Annotated in this window: 1 pseudogene; it reads left to right on the forward strand. The window is 77.4% G+C overall.

The features are described 5' to 3' along the window. Positions 1-159: 159 nt before the first annotated feature. Positions 160-1,987: pseudogene (locus OO48_RS38765) on the forward strand (hypothetical protein); the annotation flags it as partial.

A 1,987-nucleotide genomic window follows, 5' to 3' on the forward strand; every position in this document is an offset into this window, starting at 1 on the left:
CCCTGACCCGCCCCCGCCGACCCGACCGGTCCGTCCTCACCCGGACCACCGCGTCCCCGCCGTCGCCGCCCGCCCCCGCCCGACCCGCCGACCGCTGCCGGTCGGGTCTGATAAAAAGTGGCTGAACTGTCCACACCCGAGAACGAGGGGGCTCGGCGAATGACGCAGGACGGCTTCGCCGCCGCAGACCGGATCACGGCCACGCTGGACGCGGCGTGCGCCGCACTTCTCGGCAGCCGCGCCACCCACTACCAGTCCGAGGCGCTCACCGCCTTCCGCGACTCCGAACACCCCGCCGCCAAGGCGCTGTTCGGCCTGCGGATCAGCCAGATCGGCCCCGGTCTGCTCGCCGTGCCGAAGCTCGGCACCGTCGTCGAGGTGTCCTCCCTCCGGCGCCCGAACGCCGCCGCCGGCCGCGAGGCCGTGCCGGTGCTGGCGCACCGTTTCGGCGCCTCCGCGCTCGGTCTGACCGACCTGTCGTCAGCCGCCGCGCTGCGCCTGTCCGTCGAGCCCGCCGGGCTGCAGGGCGAGAACGTGGCCGGGTTCACCCCGGCGCTCGCCGCGCTCGCCGAGCCGCGGGCGATCGTCGCGCCCGAGGAGCTGCCGACCGGTGCCGGGGTGGAGGCGCGCCTGGTGGTGCCGCCCGCGTTCCACACCCTGACCGTCCGGGGCTCGGGCAACGCACTGTCCGCGCACCTGGCGGAGACCGCCGAGGAGGTGTTCTCGGGCGGTTCCCCGGCCGAGCGCAACGACTTCGCGGTGGTGGCCGCGCTGCTCGCCGAGCAGTTCGCGGCGGCGGACGTCGCCTACGCGGGCGTCGGCGCGCTGCTGGTGAACGGCCGGCGCTCGCGGGTGTCGCTGGTGGTCTCGACCGTCCAGTGCGCGCAGCCGATCCAGGAGTTGGCGGTGGAGCTGTCCACCGAGCGCCCGTACGCCGAGGTGTGGACGGTGCTGCTGCCGGCCGGCCCGGCGGCGCTGCTGGTGGAGACCCGGGCCGTCCCGGCGCTGAAGGAGCTGCGCGACGAGAGCCCGACCGGCCAGGTGGTGAGCACCGTGGTCGAGGCCTTCGTGCCGATGCCGGACGGGGCCACCGTACTGACCGTCCAGCTCACCACCTCGGACACCGAGGACTGGGACGTCTACACCGAGGTGTTCGCGGACTTGCTGCGCACCGTCCAACTCGCCTGGGACGGCGTCTCGGTGGCCCCGACGCCGGTGCCGGTGGGCCGGGCCGTCCCGGCGCAGTCCGCGACGGTGCCCGCACAGGCCCCGGCCGCACCCGCGCAGACCCCGGCCGCACCCGCGCAGACCCCGGCCGCACCCGCCAGCGCACCGGCCGCGCCGCCCGCCGCGCCGCCGACCGCCCCGCCGGCCGCCCCGCCGGTGCAGGTGCCGGTCGCGGCCCCCGAGCAGCCCGAGGGCCCGGCGGGGACGGCGGTGCGGGTGCCGCCCTCCGACTTCAACCCCTTCGGCACCCCGGCCCCCGGCGACCTGCCCGCGCAGGCGACCGCCTCCCCGGTGCTGGCCTCCGCGGACGCGTTCGCCGCGCCCGCGCCCGCACCGGAACCCGAGCCCGCCCCGCAGGTCGAGGACGAGAAGCCGAAGGGCCGCCTGGTCAAGGTCCCCCCACCGGACTTCAACCCCTTCGCACCCCCCGCCCCCAGCGCCACCACCGCGCCCGCCGCCCCGGCCCAGGCGGCGCCCGCCGCCGACCCGTTCGCCGGCAGCGACCCGTTCGCCGCCCCGGACCCGTTCGGCAGCCCGGCCCCCGCACTGGCGGCCGAGCCCGCCCCGCAAGTCGAGGACGAGAAGCCGAAGGGCCGCCTGGTGAAGGTTCCCCCGCCGGACTTCAACCCCTTCGCACCCCCGGCCCCCAGCGCCACCACCGCGCCCGCCGAGGAGACCGAAGAGGCCGACCCGACCAAGGGCCGCCTGGTCAAGGTCCCCCCGCCGGACTTCAACCCCTTCGCACCTCCGGCCCCCAGCG

Origin of the sequence: Kitasatospora phosalacinea (genome assembly GCF_000716545.1) — a bacterium.
Classification (GTDB): Bacteria; Actinomycetota; Actinomycetes; order Streptomycetales; family Streptomycetaceae; genus Kitasatospora; species Kitasatospora phosalacinea.